This is a genomic window from Dokdonella sp. (assembly GCF_036518555.1).
Classification (GTDB): Bacteria; Pseudomonadota; Gammaproteobacteria; order Xanthomonadales; family Rhodanobacteraceae; genus Dokdonella_A.
Genome location: NZ_DATDMY010000234.1, coordinates 1 through 4,254, shown reverse-complemented (window position 1 = coordinate 4,254; position 4,254 = coordinate 1). Strand labels below are relative to the sequence as shown.

Genomic DNA, 4,254 nt, shown 5'->3' with positions numbered 1-4,254 from the left:
TAGCACAGATCGGCCGGCCGCTCGATGTCCCAGACGACGAAATCGGCGCGTTTCCCCGTTTCGAGCACTCCGCGATCGGCGAGCCCGAGCGCGCGCGCCGCATTGACCGTGGCGCCGCGCAGCGCTTCCTCGGGCGTGAGGCGGAACAAGGTGCAGGCCATGCCCATCGCGAGGCGCAGCGACAGCAGCGGCGACGTGCCCGGGTTGAGGTCGGTCGCGACCGCGATCGGCACGCCCGAAGCGCGGAGCACATCGATCGGCGGCCGCTTCGTCTCGCGCAGCGCGTAGTACGCGCCCGGCAGCAGCACCGCGACGCTGCCGGCCGCGGCCATCGCGCGCACGCCGTCGTCGCCGGTCCACTCGAGATGGTCGGCCGACAGCGCGCCGAATTCCGCGGCGAGCGCGGCGCCGCCGAGGTCCGACAACTGGTCGGCGTGCAGCTTGACGCGCAGGCCGAGCGCGCGCGCGGCCTCGAACACGCGGCGCGTCTGTGCGGGCGTGAACGCGATCTTCTCGCAGAATGCGTCGACCGCATCGGCAAGGCCTTCGCGTGCGGCCGCGGGCAGGATCGCGTCGCAGACGAGCGCGATGTAGTCGTCCGGGCGTCCCGCGTATTCGGGGGGCAGCGCGTGCGCGGACAGCAGGGTCGTGCGTACGCCGATGCCGAGCGCGTCGCCGATCCGGCGCGCGACGCGCAGCATGCGCAGCTCGCTGTCGAGGTCGAGGCCGTAGCCCGACTTGACCTCGATCGTCGTCACGCCGTCGGCGAGCAATGCCCTCGCGCGCGGCAGGGATTGCGCGAACAGCGCGTCCTCGTTCGCAGCGCGCGTCGCGCGCACGCTCGAGGCGATGCCGCCGCCCGCGCGCGCGATGTCCTCGTAGCTCACGCCCTCGAGGCGCTGCTCGAATTCGTTCGCACGATCGCCGCCGAACACGAGGTGCGTATGGCAATCGACGAGGCCGGGCGTGACAAGCGCGCCATGCGCCGACTCCACGCGGGCGGCGAGCGCGTCCGGCTCGCCGGGGAGATCCGACTGCGCGCCCGCGAACGCGATCGCGCCGTCCTTCCAGCCGAGCGCGCCGCGCTCGATCAGGCCGTACGGGGTTGCGCCCGCCTGCATCGTCGCGAGGCGCGCGTCGAGCAGCAGTCCGTCCCAGGGAGATTCCATCGCGTCACTCGTGCTGCGTGCGTGCATCGATTATCGCAGACGCGCCGGCCGCTGCCGCGCGCGGCGCCGCTTCGGCGACGATGCATTCGGCGAGCGCCCGGTACACTGGCACGGGGCTGATCAGGCTCGACGCGAACCGTGCGAGCAGGCAGGCGGCGAGGATCGGAATCACCATCGCCTGGTTGTCGGTGAGTTCCATCGAAATGATCGCCGAGGTCAGCGGCGCCTGCGTGACGCCGGCGAGGTAGGCGGCCATGCCGAGCAGCACGACCGCGGCCGAGGGCGCCGACGGCAGCCAGGCGGCGACGACGTCGCCGAGGCCGGCGCCGACCGCGAGCGCGGGCGAGAAGATGCCGCCCGGGATGCCGGCCCAGTACGACACCACGTTGGCGCAGAACTTCGACAGCCCGAACCAGGGGCCGGGCGACTCCGCCGCGCCTTGCAGGATCGCGCGCGCCTGGTCGTAGCCGGTGCCGTAGACGGTGTCGCCGCTCGAAAGCGCGATCAGCGCGAGTGCGAGACCGCAGCCCGCGGCGAACACGATCGGCGCGCGCTCGCGCCAGCGCGTGAGCGCGGCGAGCGGGCGCACGCCGTGCAGGGTGATCAGTCGCGCGAAGGCGCCGCCGGCAAGACCACCGAGCAGACCGCACGCAAGCACCGCGAGCCAGCCGGGCAACGCGGGCAGCACGGCGCTGACGCGGCCGAAGTACGCGTAGTCGCCGAGCAGGCCGAGCGACACGACACCGGCGATGATGACCGCGGTGAGCACGACGCCGCTCATGCGGTGTTCGAACGCATTCGCCATTTCCTCGATCGCGAACACGATGCCCGCGAGCGGCGTGTTGAACGCGGCCGCGATGCCCGCCGCACCACCCGCGAGGATGAAGCGCGAGGCGACCTGCGCTTCGGTGAAGCCGAAGCGGCGACCGATCGAGTACATGAGGCTCGCGCCGACGTGGACGGTCGGGCCCTCACGCCCGACCGAGGCGCCGCCCGCGAGGGCGATGAGCGTGAGGCCGATCTTCCCGGCCGCGACGCGCAGCGAGAGCAGGCGCGCGCGAAACGCGCCGTCGTCGACCTGCAGCGCCGCGATCGTCTGCGGGATGCCCGAGCCGCGCGTCGCGCGCAGCCGGCCCTGCGTGAGCCAGGAGAGCAGGGCGAATGCGAGCGGCGTGACCAGCAGCGGCCAGTACCGCCCCGCGTGCAGGATGCGCAGGAAGAACGCGTAGCACGCGTTCGAAGCCTTGGCGAACAGGATCGCCGAGAGTCCGACGAGGATCGCGCCGCCCCAGAGCGCGGCGCGTCGACGCCAGTGATGCAGGGCAAGCCAGTCGGTTGCGGTGGACATCCACGCATTGAACCCGCAATGCCGCGGAGCGGCAACCCTGCGCCCGATGTCCCGTGCCGACGGCCCTCCAGCGCGGACATGCCGATGCGGCGAGCAGCGTCGCGCGCGGTCGAGGCCGCGACGCGCGGCACCACGGCCGGGCGCGACATCGACGTGCGTGCGGAAGAAGGGCCGCCCCGGGGCGGCCCTTCGAGCCGATGCGTGCGGAGCGGACCGCGCGCGTCGGATACTGCGGGGTGATCAGTCGTCGAAACCGTCGGCGAAGATCTGGTCGAGCAGGAGTCGCGCGGCACCGAAGTCGTAGTTGGCGCCCGACTTGAGCCAGCTGCCGGCGACGTAGATGCCGTCGTGGAAGACGTGCACGTCGGCGACGACATCGCTCTGGTGGATGTTGCCGAAGTCGATCTGCGTGAGCAGGAAGTCGCTCGTGCCGTCGAAGCGATAGCGGCCGACGAGCCAGTCGCTGTCGCCGCCGGTCGGCGTGTAGTTGGCCGCGACGACGTAGCCGACGTTCGGCTGCACGGCGACGCTCTGGAAGCCGAACGAGTCGCCTGCGGTCACCGTCGCGTAGCCGTTTGTGCCGTCGCCGCCGCTGAAGCCCGCGTCGTAGGCGCAGGCCGAACCGAGGCGTTTGGCGATCAGCGCGCTGCGCACGGTGCCCGACATCTGTGCGTAGCCGACCGTGATGAGGTCGTCTTCGCCGCCGCTGCCCGGCACGAGCGCGAGGCCGAGCAGCTCGGTGTCGCGCGAGTTGCTGCCGTCGACTTCGAACGAGCATTCGTCCGTCTGCGAGAGCGGGTCGACCGTGCCGTCCGCTTCGAGGCGCACGATCAGTGCGGAGCTGTCGTTGCCGCCGACGACGTCGGTCTTGCCGACGCCGACGATCTTGCCGTTCGACGCGATCGCGACCGCGTTGATCTGATGGCGGATGAAGTTGCTCGTGCGCATCAGCTGGATGCCGGAATTGCTGAGGCCGAAGCCGTTGTCGAGCGCGCCGCTGGTCTGGAAGCGGACGAACGCGGCGTAGGTGTCCGAGACATTGGCGACCGCGGTCGTGCCGGCCATGACGATCTTGCCGTCGGGCTGCACGGCGATGCCGTACGGGACGTCGCGGCTCAGCGACGGGCCCGGTTCGATCGACGCGCTCACGCACGAGGTGAGCGTCGCGTTGAACAGCAGCGGGACGCCCGCGGTCGAGAACGCGCAGACGACGAAGTCCCAGTTGTCGGCGGTCGTCTTCTTGTAGCCGCCGACGAGCAGGCTGTTGTTGCGCATCGCGATGCCGGCCGTGTTGAACAGTTCGCCCTGCGACGCCTGCGTCATCGCGCGGCCGTCGGTGCCGAAGTTGTCGTCGATGATGCCGTTCGGCAACAGGCGCGTGACGCCCATGCGGGCGATGCCATTGGCGTCGCGCACGGTGCCCGAGATGTACATCGCGCCGTCGGGGCCGATCACGCTGCCACTGGCGAAGTCGGACATCGTGCCGCCGTAGTCGAATGCGATCGGCGACTTGCCCGAGCTGAGGACACCCCAGTTCGTGTCGAGTGCGCCGTCCAGCGGCAGGGCCGAGGCGAAGCCGGCCTGCAGCAGGCCGCAGGCGAGCAGGGTGCGGAACATCGTGGTGTTGGCGACCATCGCGGTACTCCTTCGTGCGCGTCGGAATGAGCGCTCGGGTTGCATACGGGAGGGCGATGGGCGAGGGATCACGGCGAGCATGGGGAATTTCCCTCGACGCCG

3 protein-coding genes are annotated in these 4,254 nt (G+C 71.0%); all 3 read right to left on the bottom strand.

What is annotated here, in order from left to right; genetic code table 11:
- The coding region (gene hutI, locus VI238_RS13005) for an imidazolonepropionase (RefSeq protein ID WP_331652027.1) at positions 1-1,169 on the bottom strand (1,169 nt) is incomplete at its 3' end.
- Positions 1,170-1,173: 4 nt separating this feature from the next.
- A complete protein-coding gene (locus VI238_RS13000; protein ID WP_331652025.1) occupies positions 1,174-2,517 on the bottom strand; it encodes a chloride channel protein in 1,344 nt (447 codons plus the stop codon).
- A gap of 240 nt (positions 2,518-2,757) precedes the next feature.
- Positions 2,758-4,152 carry a hypothetical protein gene (locus VI238_RS12995; RefSeq protein ID WP_331652023.1) on the bottom strand — a complete coding sequence of 465 codons (1,395 nt, stop codon included), beginning with the start codon at positions 4,150-4,152 and terminating at the stop codon, positions 2,758-2,760.
- Between the last annotated feature and the right edge of the window lie 102 nt (positions 4,153-4,254).